The organism is Pseudomonas maumuensis (genome assembly GCF_019139675.1).
GTDB lineage: Bacteria > Pseudomonadota > Gammaproteobacteria > Pseudomonadales > Pseudomonadaceae > Aquipseudomonas > Aquipseudomonas maumuensis.
The window spans coordinates 2,413,845-2,429,166 of the sequence record NZ_CP077077.1; the positions used below are offsets into that span (position 1 = coordinate 2,413,845).

13 protein-coding genes and 1 pseudogene are annotated in these 15,322 nt (G+C 64.9%); 7 read left to right on the forward strand and 7 right to left on the reverse strand.

The window, feature by feature from the left end:
* Positions 1-120 precede the first annotated feature (120 nt).
* Complete coding sequence (locus tag KSS90_RS11025; RefSeq protein ID WP_046856038.1) at positions 121-1,530, forward strand: amino acid permease; 1,410 nt, start codon at positions 121-123, stop codon at positions 1,528-1,530.
* A gap of 144 nt (positions 1,531-1,674) precedes the next feature.
* Positions 1,675-2,451, forward strand: coding sequence for a trans-aconitate 2-methyltransferase (tam, locus tag KSS90_RS11030; RefSeq protein WP_217869397.1), 777 nt, complete (start codon positions 1,675-1,677; stop codon positions 2,449-2,451).
* On the opposite strand, the gene KSS90_RS11035 is transcribed toward tam, so the two are convergent.
* The 3 genes and pseudogenes from KSS90_RS11035 to KSS90_RS11045 all read right to left on the reverse strand — a co-directional run bounded on the left by KSS90_RS11035 (position 2,428) and on the right by KSS90_RS11045 (position 5,832).
* Positions 2,428-2,802 carry a DUF2784 domain-containing protein gene (locus KSS90_RS11035; protein WP_217869398.1) on the reverse strand — a complete coding sequence of 125 codons (375 nt, stop codon included), beginning with the start codon at positions 2,800-2,802 and terminating at the stop codon, positions 2,428-2,430. The genes tam and KSS90_RS11035 overlap by 24 nt on opposite strands.
* A gap of 859 nt (positions 2,803-3,661) precedes the next feature.
* Positions 3,662-4,788, reverse strand: a pseudogene (locus tag KSS90_RS11040) (IS481 family transposase).
* 180 nt (positions 4,789-4,968) lie between these two features.
* Positions 4,969-5,832: a LysR substrate-binding domain-containing protein gene (locus tag KSS90_RS11045; RefSeq protein WP_217869399.1), complete on the reverse strand. Its 864-nt coding sequence runs from the start codon at positions 5,830-5,832 to the stop codon at positions 4,969-4,971.
* A 246-nt stretch (positions 5,833-6,078) separates the two neighbouring features.
* On the opposite strand from KSS90_RS11045, the gene KSS90_RS11050 reads away from it, so the two are divergent.
* The 5 genes from KSS90_RS11050 to KSS90_RS11070 all read left to right on the forward strand — a co-directional run bounded on the left by KSS90_RS11050 (position 6,079) and on the right by KSS90_RS11070 (position 12,180).
* Positions 6,079-7,395: an MFS transporter gene (locus tag KSS90_RS11050; protein ID WP_217869400.1), complete on the forward strand. Its 1,317-nt coding sequence runs from the start codon at positions 6,079-6,081 to the stop codon at positions 7,393-7,395.
* A gap of 14 nt (positions 7,396-7,409) precedes the next feature.
* Entirely contained in the window at positions 7,410-8,801 is a 1,392-nt protein-coding gene (locus tag KSS90_RS11055) for an FAD-dependent oxidoreductase (protein WP_217869401.1), read from the forward strand.
* Between the two features lie 105 nt (positions 8,802-8,906).
* On the forward strand, positions 8,907-9,617 hold the full coding sequence (locus KSS90_RS11060) for a YebC/PmpR family DNA-binding transcriptional regulator (RefSeq protein ID WP_023631852.1): 711 nt from the start codon (positions 8,907-8,909) through the stop codon (positions 9,615-9,617).
* 126 nt (positions 9,618-9,743) lie between these two features.
* Positions 9,744-10,688, forward strand: a complete 945-nt coding sequence (locus tag KSS90_RS11065; protein WP_217869402.1) for a LysR family transcriptional regulator — start codon at positions 9,744-9,746, stop codon at positions 10,686-10,688.
* A 79-nt stretch (positions 10,689-10,767) separates the two neighbouring features.
* Positions 10,768-12,180, forward strand: a complete 1,413-nt coding sequence (locus tag KSS90_RS11070) for a DOPA decarboxylase (protein WP_217869403.1) — start codon at positions 10,768-10,770, stop codon at positions 12,178-12,180.
* Between the two features lie 7 nt (positions 12,181-12,187).
* Here KSS90_RS11070 and KSS90_RS11075 read toward each other — a convergent pair whose 3' ends face one another.
* From KSS90_RS11075 to KSS90_RS11090, 4 genes are all read right to left on the reverse strand, one after another.
* Positions 12,188-12,853 (reverse strand): M24 family metallopeptidase, encoded by a 666-nt coding sequence (locus KSS90_RS11075; protein ID WP_217869404.1) that lies wholly within the window; start codon positions 12,851-12,853, stop codon positions 12,188-12,190.
* 52 nt (positions 12,854-12,905) lie between these two features.
* Complete coding sequence (locus KSS90_RS11080) at positions 12,906-13,520, reverse strand: TetR family transcriptional regulator C-terminal domain-containing protein (RefSeq protein ID WP_217869405.1); 615 nt, start codon at positions 13,518-13,520, stop codon at positions 12,906-12,908.
* Between the two features lie 100 nt (positions 13,521-13,620).
* Complete coding sequence (locus KSS90_RS11085) at positions 13,621-14,535, reverse strand: pyridoxal-phosphate dependent enzyme (RefSeq protein ID WP_217869406.1); 915 nt, start codon at positions 14,533-14,535, stop codon at positions 13,621-13,623.
* Between the two features lie 15 nt (positions 14,536-14,550).
* Complete coding sequence (locus KSS90_RS11090; protein ID WP_217869407.1) at positions 14,551-15,246, reverse strand: helix-turn-helix transcriptional regulator; 696 nt, start codon at positions 15,244-15,246, stop codon at positions 14,551-14,553.
* Positions 15,247-15,322: the final 76 nt, after the last annotated feature.

The following is a 15,322-nucleotide window of genomic DNA, read 5'->3' on the forward strand; positions in this document are numbered from 1 at the left end:
CCTGCGTGTGCTCGCGCACACCTCCCTGCCCGCAGTAGCACTGATGTACAGGTGAGACCGATAACCATCGGGGTTTCACAGTTTTTCCTTGGATAAAAAGAAGCACGGGGTAAATAACTGATGGACGCAACATCCACATCCACCACCGCGAAGGATGGGCACGAGAGCAAGCTCAGTGCCTCGCTCAAGTCGCGCCACCTGACGATGATGTCCATCGCCGGGGTGATCGGCGGCGCCTTGTTCGTCGGTTCCGGCAGCGTGATCCACAGCGCCGGCCCGGCTGCTGTCCTGGCTTACCTGGCCGGCGGCATCCTGGTGGTGCTGATCATGCGCATGCTGGGTGAAATGGCGACTTCCTCGCCGGACACCGGCTCGTTCTCCACCTACGCCGACCGCGCTATCGGCCGCTGGGCCGGTTTCACCATCGGTTGGCTGTACTGGTGGTACTGGGTGATCCTCATGGCCTGGGAGGCCTATGTGGCGGGCAAGATCCTGCACGGCTTCTTCCCCGACGTGAGCGTCAACGTGTTCGTGCTGGCCACGACCCTGCTGCTGATCACCGTCAACTTCTTCAACGTCAAGCACTACGGCGAGTTCGAGTTCTGGTTCGCGCTGATCAAGGTGGTGGCGATCGTCTGCTTCCTGGTGGTGTGCACCGCTGCGGTGATGAACGTCTGGCAGTTCGGCGAGGTGCGCGGCATCAGCCACCTGACCGCCGAAGGCTTCATGCCCAACGGCATCACCACGGTGATCGGCGCCTTGCTGGGGGTGATGTTCGCCTTCCTCGGCGCCGAAATCGTCACCATCGCCGCCTCCGAAGCGAAGGACCCGGCCACCCAGATCGTCAAGGCGACCAACTCGGTGGTCTGGCGGGTGTGCCTGTTCTATGTCGGCTCGATCTTCCTGATCGTCTGCCTGGTGCCGTGGAACGACCCGCACCTGGGCGTCTCCGGTTATGGCGCCTACCGCCGCACCCTGGAGCTGCTGGGCGTGCCCTATGCCGAGCTGCTGATGAACTTCGTGGTGCTGACCTCGGTGAGCAGCTGCCTGATCTCCGGCCACTACACCGCCTCGCGCATGCTGTTCTCCCTGGCCCAGCGTGGCGACGCGCCGCGCCTGTTCAAGTTCACCCGCACCGGCACCGGCGTGCCGGTGAACGCGATCATCGGCTCGTGCCTGGTGGCGGTGTTCTGCGCGCTGATCAACTTCAGCGACACCCTGCGCCCGAAAGACGTGCTGGAAACCCTGATGAACACCACCGGCATGATCGCCCTGCTGGTGTACCTGGTGATTGCCTTCTCGCAGTTGCGCATGCGTCGCAAGCTGGTGGCCGAGGGCAAGGAAGTGCGCCTGAAGATGTGGCTGTTCCCGTGGCTGACCTACCTGGTGATCGTGTTCATCGTGGCGGCGCTGGTGACCATGGCCTTCATGCCTGACTACCAGATCCTGGTGATCTCCACCGGTATCGCCGCGGCCATCGTGGTGGCCATGGGTGTGGTGCATCAGATGCGTACCGCCAAGCGTCACTGACTGCGGTAGCACCTCGCGCAACGGCCGGTCTCCGTCAAGGGACCGGCCGTTTTCATTTTCGCCTCCGCCAATCGGATCATCCCTACGTTGCGTGGTGCCGACATGGCTTATGCTGCACGCAATTGCCCTACAAGGAGTCGTCCCATGTCCTGGTCCGCCACCCAGTATTCGCTGTTCGAAGACGAACGCACTCGCGCCGTACGTGACCTGCTTGCCGCCGTGCTGACGCGCCCGGTGCGCCATGCCACCGACCTTGGCTGCGGTCCGGGCAACTCCACCGAAGTGTTGCTGCAACGTTGCCCCGATGCGCAGGTCGTCGCCCTGGACAGCGATCCGGACATGGTCGACAAGGCCCGGCAGCGGCCACGGTTGAGCATTCCACGGGTGCGTTGCGAGATTGGCGAGATCGCCGGCTGGGCGGCCCAGGTGCCCCAGGACCTGATTCTCGCCAACGCGTCGCTGCAGTGGGTGCCGGACCATGCCAGCCTCTATCCGCATCTGGTGCGGCAGCTGAACGAGGGTGCGAGCCTGGCCGTGCAGACGCCGGACAACCTCGACGAGCCGGCCCATCGCCGCTTGCGCGAGATTGCCAGCCAAGGACCTTGGGCCGACAAGTTCGCTGACTTCAGCCTGCCGCCGCGGCACAACGCGGGTTTCTATTACGATTTGCTCAGCCCTTTGTGCGCGCGGGTGGATGTGTGGCGCACCACTTATCACCACCCCTTGGTCGGTGGCGCCGAGGCGGTGGTGGAGTGGTTCAAGGGGTCTGCGTTGCGGCCTTACCTGGCGCGGCTGGATGAGCAGGAGCAGGCGGGTTTTCTACAGTTGTATCTGCAGGCCATGCAGCAGGATTATCCGGCAGCCACTGACGGTAAGGTGTTGTTGCCGTTTCCGCGGCTATTTGTGGTGGCTACGCGTTAGGCGCCAGAGCACGTAGGTGTAGATGCCGAGGTTGAGTGCCAGCACGATGGTACCCAGCCATAGCTGGATCTGTGGGGTCAGGCCGGCGGGGTAGATCACGGGCCAGATGTAGTGTTCGACGAAACCGCCGGGGTAGCCGGCGTCGCCGGCGGCTTTACGCAGGTGATTTTCCCAGTCGGTCAGGGGGCATTCCAGGTGCAGGCCTTCCACCGCCAGGCCCCAGGCTAGGGCGGGAAGGTGGATCAGCAGGGCGCGGCGGCGCCAGAGCACCAGCAGGCCGCCGAACAGGACGAGCAGGATGAACGAGAGGTGGAACAGGACCAGGGTGTCGGCGGCCAGGCGGTGGAACATGGTGGGTGGGGCCTTGCTGGGGGAGATGGGTTAGTTTGTCATGGTTTTTTTCGGTTTTTCGGTTTTTCGGTTTTTCGGTTTTTCGGTTTTTCGTTCTTGAGTTTGGGGTGATTGTTTTGATAGTTGTATGCGCATTCATTTGCTATGTCGACGCTTATTCACCTTTCCGCCCTTACGGCGGCTTACTTTGGTCTTGGCCAAAGTAAGCAAAGCCGTTGCGCTCCATTCATCCGGCCCTCCGCTTCGCTCCGGGTTCCCTCACTCCGGCCTTGCTCCCGGGAGGACCGCGCTGAACGCCCCATCCTGGGGCGCAGCGCTTGACGGGCATCCATGCCCGTCACCTCCCTCCGCAAGACCTCCGTGCGGCCTCCTGAAGTCGCGAAGTTACGGGCGGCGCCTGCACTAACGCAGCTAGTCGCTAGTTGCCATCGCGGGAACTCTAGATCACCATCGCGGGTCAAGCCCGCTCCCACGTTAAATGAAATAGTTAAACTATCGTGGGAGCGGGCTTGACCCGCGATGGCGTAATGAAGAACAACACTTCATCCACTAATAAACCAAAATTTCTGCTCTTGATCTTGCTTCTAAGCGCGCGATAGTTCAGGCGCCACAAATTGCGACTTCAGGAGGCCGAGCGGAGTTCTTGCGAAGGGAGGTGACGGCCATGGATGGCCGTCAAGCGCTGCGCCCCAGGATGGGGCGTTCAGCGCGGTACTCCCGGGAGCAAGAACGGAGCGAGGGAACCCCGGAGCGAAGCGCAGGGGGCCGTATGAACGGAGCCGAACGGTTTTGCCTACTTTGGCCAAGATGTATGGACTTGAGACATCGCTGACACATGTGCGGGGACATGGTGGACACATTATCGCTTACCGTCGGGGTTGTTGAAGTCGATGGTTCGCAGCTTGTGCTGGCAGAAGTAAACATCAAAATGGTCAGGCCCTTGATCGCTGCGGCGGAGCGCCAACACATAGCCTGCTAGCGCCTTGGCTATCCGAAATGAGCGTTTCTTGAAGCGGAACTGACTGCTGTAGGGTTTCACCAAAATATCATCGGGACCGTATTCAACGGGCGGTAGACGGCTTGGGAAAGCCCGCCTGCTCATCTGGTAGCGATCTGCCGGTACTTTGTAGCCCAACTGCTGATGAGGACGCTTGTAGTTGTAAATGCCCCGCCAGAGGTCGAAAGCTTCTTGCGCTTCTCGCAGATCCCGAAAACTGCGCCCGGTTAGTACCTCGGCCTTGAGCGTCCGGTGGAATCGCTCATCCTTGCCATTGGTTTGTGGGTGGCCTGGCCTGCTGAAAGTCAGTCGAATTCCCAGACGAACCAGCCAGATACCTAGCGGTGTGAGTTCTCCGGGATTTCTTGGCGCCCCCAGGGCGAGCCATTATCCGCGTTGATCTGCACGGGCAGTCCATACCGGCTGAACAGATCGGTCAGGTGCTCCATGACCAACCCTGTGCGCTGATGTGTGCAGGCCTGTATCACAAGGTTAAAGCGTGAGTGGTCATCAATCAGCGTCAGCGGATAACAAGGTCCCTGAGCCGTTTGGAAGAAACCTTTAAAATCGATCTGCCACAGATCATTCGGGGCTTCGCGCTCAAAGCGTGTCCATGGTTTAGCCGCCTCGGAGGCCTCCGCGGTGATCAATCCATGCCGATGCAGGACATTGGTTACGGTACTGGCACAGATGCGCTGATCAAGCAGGTGACTGATCTTTCGGCCACCCCACGTGGAGTGCTCCTTACGGATGGCAATCACTTCCTCTTCTAGCCCAGGCTGAGTCTTGCGAGGGCTGACGGCTGGCTTTCGAGAGCGCTCCTTCAAGCCGAGCAAGCCCTCCTGTCGAAATCGATTGAGCCATTTGTAACCCGTCTGAGGGCTAATGCCGAACCGGCGGCATAGCTCCCTCATATTGGCGCCCGGGTGATTGGCCAGGCTAACGAACTCTTCTCTTAAGCTCATGGCATCTCTCGCGTTCCAAGGCATGGTCGTATTCCCGGCAGATTGCTTGCCGAAAAGTGTCAACCATGTCTCCGCACACGTGTCCACCATGTGTCCGGTCCATACACCAAGACCAAAGTAGGCCGCCGTAAGGGCGGAAAGGTGACTAAAAGTCGACATCACCTACGAATGTGCATACAAAAACCAAAACAATAACCAAAGAACCTACTCCAAAACCATCTCCAAAAACGTAGCCACCACCCGCCGCATCCGCTGTTCCTGCAAACACACCAACGTCTCCGTCAAATGCCGCTGACAATCCACAATCGGCAAAGCACAAACCCTCGCATCGGCCCCGAATTCAGCCGCGGACACCACCCCCACGCCAATCCCCACCACCACAGCCTCCCGCGCCGCCTCCCGCCCTTCGACCTGGATCGCCGACCGAATCCGCAACCCCGCCCGCTGCATTTCCTCCTCCAGCGTCTGCCGCGTCACCGACCCCGGCTCACGCAGCACCAGCGGCGTATCGTCCAGGTCCGCCAGACTGATCTGCCCCCGGCTGGCCCAAGGATGCTGGTGCGAAACGAACGCCACCATCGGGTCACGCCGCATCGGCACGCAGAACAGCCGCTCGTCATCGACATCGCGCCCGAGCAGGGCCAGGTCGGCCTGGTAGCTGAACAGCCGCGCCAGCGACTCATCGGTGTTGCCGGTCTCGATCCTCACCTGGATCCCCGGATAGCGCTGGCAGAACCGCGCGATCTGCGGCAGCACATGCACCGGCGCGTCCACCGCCAGGGTCAGGCTGCCGGTGTGCAGGGCGCGTGAGTCCTGCAGCAGCTCCAGGGCCTCGGCCTCGCAGGCGAACAGACGCTGGGTGACGCCGAGCAGGCGCTCGCCCAAGTCGGTCAACTGCACCGAGCGCTTGTTGCGGTGAAAAAGCAGCACGCCAAAGCGCTCCTCGAGCTTGCGCACCTGGTCGGACACCGCCGGCTGGGTAAGAAACAGCTTCTGCGCCGCGCGGGTGAAGCTGCCCTGTTCGGCCACCGCGTGGAAGGCCTTGAGTTGAGCATGGGAGACCGACATCGAACACTCCACTTAAAAGCTGGGCTTATGTGTGAAATACGATAAATCGATTTTATTTATCAGTCAGCAGCTGTTTCCATGTGTTTCAACCCGACGCCTCTGCCACGAGCAGCGGCATGTCGGCCATGGCGGCACCACCGCCATCTGACCAGGTGACGTCCCTCCGTCACGCAGTGCGCAACACAACAACAAGACAGGCGTTTCTTCACATTCTGCCGGCACACTCAAACAAGAGGTCAGAGTCAAATGAACCAATCCCTGGGCGCCATCAAGCGCTGGCGCGTGCAGATCTTCGCGATCACCTGGCTGGCCTACGCCGCCTTCTACTTCACCCGCAAAGCCTTCTCGGTGGCCAAGCTCGGCATCGGCGAAGACCCCTCGTTCATGCTCGACAAGGCCGCCATGGCCAACCTCGACGCCATCTACCTGGCCGCCTATGCGGTGGGCCAATTCACCTGGGGCATGCTCGCCGACCGCTTCGGGCCGCGCGTGGTGGTGCTTGGTGGGCTGCTGATCTCGGCGGCGGCGGCGGTGGTGATGGGCAGTTACGCCACCTTCCCGATCTTCGCCACCTGCATGCTGGTCCAGGGGCTGGCGCAGTCCACCGGCTGGGCGGGGTTGTGCAAGAACATCGGCAGTTTCTTCCCGGCGTCCCAGCGCGGACGGGTGCTCGGGCTGTGGAGCTCTTGCTACGCCTTCGGCGGCCTGGTGGCCTCGCCGTTCGCCGGCTGGTGGGCCTACACCCTGGTCGGCACCTGGCACGCGGCGTTCTTCTCCAGTGCCGTGGTGGTGGCCGCGGTGGCGGTACTGTTCTTCATCTTCCAGCGCAACAAACCCGAGGACGTCGGCCTGCCGGCGGTGGAGCCCGAACCGCAGAGCATGGCCCCGGGGGCGAACCTGTGCAGCGTCTGGGCACCGCTGCGCGAGATCCTGCGCAACCGCACGGTGCTGACCCTGGGCCTGGCCTACTTCATGCTCAAGCCGGCGCGCTACGCGATCCTACTGTGGGGGCCGGTGATCGTCTTCGAGCAGATGCCCTCGGTGGGCAAGGTCGGCGCGGCGATCATCCCCACGGCCTTCGAACTGGCCGGGCTGCTTGGCCCGATCCTCATCGGCCTGGCTTCGGACAAGCTGTTCGGCGCCCGGCGCATGCCGGCCTGCGTGATCAGCCTGGTGCTGCTGACCCTGACCCTGGCCGGCTTCATGGCGGCGATGCACAGCGGCAGCGTGGTGCTGGTGGTGGCCCTGCTGTTCGTCATGGGCCTGACCCTGTATGGCCCGGACTCGATGATCAGCGGCGCCGCTGCCATCGACTTCGGCACGGCCAAGGCCGGCGCCACCGCGGCCGGTTTCGTCAACGGCTGCGGCTCGGTGGGCGCGGTGCTTGGCGGCTTGCTGCCGGGCTACTTCGACAGCGTCACGGTATTCATCGTCTTCGCCGGCACCGCGCTGTTCTCCGCCCTGGTGCTGCTACCGCACTGGAACAGCCGTCCGGCAACGGCACCCCAGGCCACCGACGTGGCCCCCAATACCGGCATGGCGATCAAGCCACTGCGTACCTAGAGGAAAGCGAGCAGATGAGACCCTTCTGGCTGCAACAGGCCCTGGACCAGGAAGACGAGGCACTGTGCCCGCCGCTCGCCGGTGATGCGCGCTGCGACGTGTGCATCGTCGGCGGTGGCTATACCGGGTTGTGGACTGCCTTGATGATCAAGGAACAGGCGCCGCAGTTGGATGTACTGCTGATCGAGGCCGACATCTGCGGCGCCGGGGCCAGCGGGCGTAACGGAGGTTGCGCGCTGTCCTGGTCGGCCAAGTACTTCACCCTCGAGCGGTTGTTCGGGGTGGCCGAGGCGGTACGCCTGGTGCGCGAGTCCGAACGCAGCATCGGCGCCATCGGCGAGTTCTGCGCGGCCAATGGCATCCGCTGCGATTTCCGCATGGACGGCACGCTCTACACCGCCACCAACCAGGCCCAGCTCGGCGGCACCGATGCGGTGATCGCCGCGCTGGAGCGCCACGGCATCAACTCGTTCCAGCGCCTGACGCTGGAGCAGGTGCAGCGCCTGGCCGGCTCCCAGCGGCACCTGGAGGGCTGGTACTCGCCGGCCGCGGCCACGGTGCAGCCGGGGCGGCTGGTGCGCGGCTTGCGCCGGGTGGCCTTGCAGCGTGGCGTGCGCATCCACGAAGGCACGGCGATGACCGGCCTGGAGCATGGCACGCCGGCGCAGGTACGCACCCGGGCCGGCACCATCCGCGCCGACCGCGTGGTCCTCGGCCTCAATGCCTGGATGGCGCGGGCCTTCCCGCAGTTCGAGCGCAGCGTGGCGATCGTCTCCAGCGACATGGTGATCACTGAGCCATGCCCCGAACTGCTGCGTCAGATCGGCCTGGACAGCGGCGTCAGCGTGCTCGACTCGCGGATCTTCGTGCACTACTACCACAACACCTCCGATGGCCGGCTGATGCTCGGCAAGGGCGGCAATACCTTCGCCTATGGCGGGCGCATGCTGCCGGTGTTCGACCAGCCGTCGCCGTACCAGCCGTTGCTGCGTGACAGCCTGGCCGAGTTTTTCCCGGCGCTGGCCGAGGTGCCGCTGGCGGCAAGCTGGAACGGGCCGTCGGACCGCTCGGTGACCGGCCTGCCGTTCTTTGGCCGGCTCGATGGGCAGGGCAACGTGTTCTATGGCTTCGGCTATTCGGGCAGCGGGGTGGGGCCGTGTCACATGGGCGGGCAGATCCTCTCGTCGCTGGCCTTGGGGCTGGACAACGCCTGGACCCGCTCGCCGCTGGTCAAGGGCCCGCTGGGGCGTTTCCCGCCGGAGCCGGTGCGCTACCTGGGGTCGCTGATGGTGCGCAACGCCATTCGCCGCAAGGAGCGCGCCGAAGACCGCGGCGTGCGTCCGCGCGGGCTGGATGTGCGCCTGGCGAAGTTCGCGGCGGCGGCGGGGAAGGCCGACAAGGGCTGAAGCTGATGCGATTTCTTGTCGAACCCGGTGCGCAGGGCGTATAAACTCTCCCCACTTTTTGGCCGGTCGCTTCCTGAACCGGCCGCTGAAACAAAGAGAGTCGATATGGGCGCACAGTGGAAAGCCAAGCATAGAGAAACGGCGGCCAACGCCAAGGGCAAGATCATGGGCAAGCTGGCCAAGGAGATCCAGATCGCCGCCAAGTCCGGCGCCGACCCGGACATGAACCCGCGCCTGCGCCTGGCCATCGTCCAGGCCAAGAAAGCCTCGATGACCCGTGAGACCCTGGAACGCGCGATCAAGAAAGGCGCCGGCCTGGACGGCGAGGCCGTGCAATACCATGCGGTCAGCTACGAAGGCTTCGCCCCGCACCAGGTGCCGCTGATCGTCGAGTGCCTGACCGACAACGTCAACCGCACCGTGGCGCAGATCCGCGTGCTGTTCCGCAAGGGCCAGCTGGGTGCCAGCGGTTCGGTGGCCTGGGACTTCAACCACGTCGGCCTGATCGAGGCGACCCCGGAAGGCGACGCCGACCCGGAAATGGCAGCCATCGAAGCCGGTGCTCAGGACTTCGAGGACGGCGAGGAAGAGGGTTCGACCCTGTTCATCACCGACACCACCGACCTCGATGCCGTGCAGAAAGCCCTGCCGGAACATGGTTTCACCGTGACTTCGGCGAAGATCGGCTATACCCCGAAGAACCCGGTGAGTGCTGCCAGCCTGAGCGCCGAAGCCCTGGCCGAGGTCGAGGCCTTCCTCGAGGCTATCGACGAGAACGAAGACGTGCAGAACGTCTATGTCGGCCTGACTGACTGATTGGTGCTTCAGGGGCCGCTCTGCGGCCCAATCGCCGGCAAGCCGGCTCCCACAGGGTTGCGCAGATGCCTGTGGGAGCCGGCTTGCCGGCGATGAGGCCTTTAGACTCACCCAAGGGGAGCTTGCATGAACCCCACCTTCGCCTCCCTCAGCCTCGCCCACCTGCGCACCCTCGACTGCCTCCTGCAGCTGAAGAACCTCAGCCACGCCGCCGAGCGCCTGGGTTGCAGCCAATCGGCGCTGAGCCGCCAGCTGGCCAGCCTGCGCGAGGCCTTCGACGACCCTCTGCTGGTGCGCCAGGGCCGTGGTTATGTGCTCAGCGAACACGCCGAAACGCTGGTCGAGCCGTTGCGCCAGGTACTGGACGAGCTCAACGCCCTGCGCCAGCCCGCAGCGTTCGACCCGGCACGCTGCGAGCGGCGCTTCTGCCTGGCGGCCTCGGACTACGTGGCCGAACATATGCTGCCGCAGCTGGTGAAAGCATTGGAGCAGGAGGCACCCGGGGTGTCGCTGGAGTACCGCACCTGGCAGGCCGGGCAGTACGCCTTGCTCGCCGGCGGCGAGATCGACCTGGCCACCACGCTGTTCGACGAGTCGCCACCCAACCTGCACGGCCGGCTGCTGGGTGAGGACCGGGCGGTGTGCCTGATGCGCCATGACCATCCGCTGAGCGCCCGTGCCGAACTGAGCCAGGACGACTACCTGGCCTTCAAGCATGTGCGGGTGTCCGGTGGCGGCGACAAGGACAGCTTCATCGACCGCCATCTGCGTGCCCAGGGGCTGCAACGGCGCGTCAGCCTGGAGGTGCCGTTCTTCAGCGCGATGGTCCAGGTGGTCGGCAACGGCCAGGCGCTGGCCACGGTGCCCGAGCATATCGCCCGGCAACTGGCGCGGTTGCATGGGCTGAGCTGGCGGCCGATGGGCTTTGTCGAGCATACCCAGCGTTACTGGGTGGTATGGCATCAGCGTCTGCAGGCCTCGGCCGAACATCGCTGGTTGCGCAACCGGGTGTTCGAGGTGTGGCGCCAGTCGCAGTTCGGCGTGCAGGGTGGGCATGCGTCTTTGCCATAGCAGCTATGCGTGAAGCGGGGTTATTCGGCGGGTGATGGAGGCCTAGACTGCGAGGCATTGTGCAGCCAGGAGACCACTCATGACCCCCGAACAATTCCGCCAATACGGCCACCAACTGATCGACCTGATCGCCGATTACCGCCAGACCGTAGGTGAGCGCCCGGTCATGGCCCAGGTCGAGCCCGGCTACCTCAAGGCCGCGCTGCCTCAGGGCGCGCCGCAGCAAGGCGAGCCGTTCGAGGCCATCCTCGCCGACGTCGACAAGCTGGTGATGCCCGGCCTGTCCCACTGGCAGCACCCGGACTTCTACGGCTACTTCCCCTCCAACGGCACTCTGTCATCGGTGCTCGGCGACTTCCTCAGCACCGGCCTGGGCGTGCTCGGCCTGTCGTGGCAGTCCAGCCCGGCGCTCAGCGAACTGGAGGAAACCACCCTCGACTGGTTGCGCCAGCTGCTCGGCCTTAGCGGGCAATGGAGCGGGGTGATCCAGGACACCGCCTCGACCAGTACCTTGGTGGCGCTGATCTGCGCCCGCGAGCGGGCCACCGACCATGCCCAGGTGCGCGGCGGCCTGCAGGCCCAGGGCAAGCCGCTGGTGGTCTACGTCAGCGCCCATGCCCACAGCTCGGTGGACAAGGCCGCGCTGCTGGCCGGGTTCGGCCGTGAAAACATTCGCCTGATCCCCACCGACGCGCATTACGCCATGCGCCCGGAGGCGCTGCGCGAAGCCATCGCCCAGGACCTTGCCGCAGGCAACCAGCCCTGCGCCGTGGTGGCCACCACCGGCACCACCACCACCACCGCGCTGGACCCGCTGCGCCCGATCGGCGAGATCGCCCAGGCCAACCAGCTGTGGCTGCATGTGGACTCGGCCATGGCCGGTTCGGCGATGATCCTCCCGGAATGCCGTTGGATGTGGGACGGCATCGAGCTGGCCGACTCGGTGGTGGTCAATGCCCACAAGTGGCTGGGCGTGGCCTTCGACTGCTCGATCTACTATGTGCGCGACCCGCAGCACCTGATCCGGGTGATGAGCACCAACCCTAGCTACCTGCAGTCGGCGGTCGATGGCGAGGTGAAGAACCTGCGCGACTGGGGCATCCCCCTGGGTCGTAGGTTCCGCGCCTTGAAACTGTGGTTCATGCTGCGCAGCGAAGGTGTCGAGGCCCTGCAGCAACGCCTGCGCCGCGACCTGGAAAACGCGCGGTGGCTGGCCGCGCAGGTCGAGGCGGCTCCCACGTGGGAGGTATTGGCGCCGGTGCAGTTGCAGACCTTGTGCATCCGCCATCGCCCGACGGGTCTCGAGGGCGAGGCGCTGGATGCCCACACCCGCGCCTGGGCCGAGCGCCTCAACGCCTCGGGTGATGCCTACGTGACCCCGGCGACCCTGGACGGGCGCTGGATGGTGCGCGTCTCGGTAGGCGCGCTGCCCACCGAGCGCGAGCATGTCGAGCGGCTGTGGGCGCGGTTGCAGGCGGTGGTGGCGGAGTAAGCTTCGTTCAGGCCAGCAGGTCCTCGTGGAAGGCGCCATAGGCGAGTTCGGGATGAGCGATCTGGATCTCGAGGATCCACAGCCCGGCGCCGGGCTGTCCGTCGAAATCCCCGAGGTCGCCCGCGCGGTAGATGGCGTGGGGGAAGTCGCTGACGCGGTGCCCCTTGATGTCCATGTTCAGCTTCCAGCCCAGCTGGCGAGCCCGCTCTGCGGCGAAGTGATAGAGCTCGACGCCGCTGACCCCCTGGCCGCGCCACTGGGCCTGCACCTCATCGAACAGGGTGCGGGCCGCCGCTGCGCAGGCGGCCATCTGCGGGTCGTTACCGCTGACGAAAGTGGTGCCGGCATCGCCCTCGTGGCCTTGCCAGACCACGCCCATGTCGATGAAGAAGATGTCGTTGTCACCCAGCACGGGATCGCCGTCGGAGCGCTGCTTGAAGGTTTTCAGCGTATTGCTGCCGAAGCGTATGTGGGTAGGGTGCCAGATGCGCTGCATGCCTAGCTCGACCAGCACCTGCTGGCCCAGCTCCCGGGCCTGTGACTCGCGCATGCCGGGGTGGATGCCCTGGGCGATCCGCTCGACGGCCTCCCAGGTCATGCGCTGGGCATGCTTCATCAGTTCCAGCTGGTAGGGGGTGCCTACGGCTTCCTTGGCGGCGTTGACCGGGGTCATGGCGGTACTCCTTGTCGATAGGCTAATCGTTGTATTTATTGTGATATAGCGGTCAGGCGCTCCTGCCCAGTGGCCATGGCGCCGGGCGCAGGCTGCGCAGCAGCAGGTCGGCCTGGGCCTGGGTGGAGGCGCGGGTGGGCCTGATCTGTCCCGAGCTGCCGGGTGCCGTGCCGAAGCGGAAGGTCGCCAGCGACGTGGACCAGAGGAACAGTAGCAGATGCTCCGGCGCGGTCCGCACGATCAGCCCGCGGTCCATCCATTGCGCCAGGCAGGCTAGGGTCTGCCGGGCACTTTGGCGCAGCAGTTCGGCGCGTTCACCGGGAAGTTGCCGGGCGCCATGCAGCATTTCCTTGAGCCAGACCCTCACCGCGCCGGGGTGTTGGCGCGCCACCTCGGCCTTGGCCTTGAAGTAGCGGGGCAGGGCCTGTTCGGGGTGAGCCTCCGGCACCAGGCTGCGCGAGGCGCGCAGCAAGGGTTCCATCACCAGGTCGAGCACTGCGGTGTAGAGCAGGCGTTTGTTGTGGAAGTAGTAGAACACGTTGGCCCTGGGCAGCCCGGCGCGGGCGGCGATAGCGTCGACCCGGGCGGCGGCGAAACCATGGTGGGCGAATTCCTCGCTGGCGGCGGCGAGGATCAGTTGCAGGTTGCGATCACGGATACTGGGCATGGCAAACACGTACTTCTGAATCGATATGTTCAAAAGTATATAGCGGTAGCGTGTTCGCCGACAGCTGCCCAGGCTCGCGTGCAAGCGAATCTGTGTCGGATCAGCAGGCTTCGCGCCAGGCGCGGATCTGCTCCAGCGTTGCGGTGGCGCCACCGCAGACGATCACCAGGACATTGCCGAAGGCCGCCACTGCCTCGGGGTGTTCGAGCAAGGCCAGCGCCGCGCCGCAGGCCGGCTCCACCAGCAGGCGGTGATCGCGCAGCAGGCGCTCGCAGGCGTCGAGCGCCTCGCGATCACTCACCAGGTGGCTGACCACCGGGTGCTGGCGGGTGCAGGCCAGCGCCTGGTCGGCCACCCGCTTGGCCCCCAGTGAAGTGGCTACCGAGGTGATCCCTGGCAGTTCCACGGTTTGCCCGGCAGCCATGGCCGCGTGCAGCGACGCTGCGCCTGCGGTTTCCACTGCCAGTACCGGCACGTCCTGCCAGCCATTGCGCTGCAAGCCTTCGACCACGCCGCGCAGCAGGCCGCCACCGCCGACCGACAGCACCACGGCATCCGGCTTACAGCCGGCCTGGGCCACTTCATCGATCATGCTGGCGTGGCCGGTCCACAGCAGCGGGTCGTCGAACGGATGGATGAAGGCGTCACCCGCGCCCAGCAGGGTCTGTGCGTACTCGTTGGCTTCCTGCCAAGAGCTGCCGCGCACCACCACGCTGGCGTCTTCCAGGCGCAGCAGTTCCTTGGCCCGTTCGGTGGTGGTCTCGGGCACCACCACGGTCACCGCCACGCCGAGCTTGCGGCCGGCGTAGGCCACCGCCAGCCCGGCATTGCCGCCGGACGAGGAGACGAAGTGACGGGCGCCGCGAGCATGGTGCGTCTCACAAGCGTGGCCGACGCCGCGCAGCTTGAACGAGCCACAGGGTTGCAGGGCTTCGAGCTTGAGCCACACCTGGCGGCCGGCGCTCAGCGACAGCGGACGGGATTCGATCAGCGGGGTAGGGATATGCAAGGGCATGGTGGGCTCCGTGGCTCAGTCGCGGGCAGCCGCGGCGGGCTCGCCGCGCAGCTGCTCCAGGTAGTTGTAGACGGTGTAGCGGGTCACGCCGAGGGCCTCGGCGGCTTTCTCGACGCCGCCCTTGACGATGAACAAGCCGCGCTCCTGCATTACGCGCACGGCTTCGACCTTGGCCTGCTTGGTCATCCGTCCCTGGCCGCTGCGCTGCAGCGCGTCCTGGATGATCCCGGCCATCAATGCAGTCATGTCGGCGGGTTCGTCGCCAGGTACCGTGGCTGGCGCGGCGCCCAGCGGCTGCAAGTGCCGCAGGAACGCCATGGCGGCGTCCAGGCCGGTGACGTCGGTGTTCACGCAGAGGCTGGCGAAGGGCTGGCCGGTGCTGTCACGGTAGATCGCCGTGGCGCTGCGCAGGCTGCGCCCCTTGAGGGTGGTGGGGTAGTCGGGCAGCACCACAGGGTCGCAGCCCTGCTGGTCGGCGGCGGCCTGCATCAGCGCCTTGAATCCTTGGTCCTGTTCGGGAGCAGCGAGTATCGGGCTGCCGACCTGACGGCCGGAGAGCTCGCCATTGACGATCGCCACCACCGAGCGTTCCGGGTGTTCGAGGTCGTGCAGAAGGATTTCAACATTGCGCGGGACGACGCTGCCCAAGGCCTGCAGGGCGGTCTTGAGCACGTTCAGGGTGAGCTGGCGTTCGTGGGCGAGGGTGAGCATGGTCGGCACCAGATTCAATATTGTGTTGAATATTACACAAAAAGTTGAATTTGGCGAAGGTGTCGAACGCTCAAAA